1 protein-coding gene is annotated in these 224 nt (G+C 70.5%); it reads left to right on the top strand.

The features are described from left to right. Window positions 1-224: YDG domain-containing protein (locus GVL12_RS26145; RefSeq protein WP_200844123.1), on the top strand; the 224-nt coding region annotated here is incomplete at both ends.

Raw genomic sequence — 224 nt, 5'->3', positions numbered from 1 at the left:
GCGGCAGCTTTGCGGACAGGAACGCCGGCACCGGCAAGACCGTGACCGTCAGCGGCACGCTCGGCGGCGAGGACGCGCACAACTACGCTCTGACCCACAACGCCACGACCACGGCCAGCATCGAGCGCCTGGCCATCGGCGGCGAGATCACCGCCAGCGACAAGGTCTACGACGGCGCCCTTGGCGCCTCCACCAGCGGCACGCTGGGCGCGGTGCTAGGCAAT

It is taken from the genome of Pantoea sp. 18069, assembly GCF_902706035.1.
Lineage (GTDB): Bacteria > Pseudomonadota > Gammaproteobacteria > Burkholderiales > Burkholderiaceae_C > Comamonas.
The sequence above is the reverse complement of the archived record's forward strand: the minus strand, read 5'-3'. Positions and strand labels throughout refer to the sequence as shown.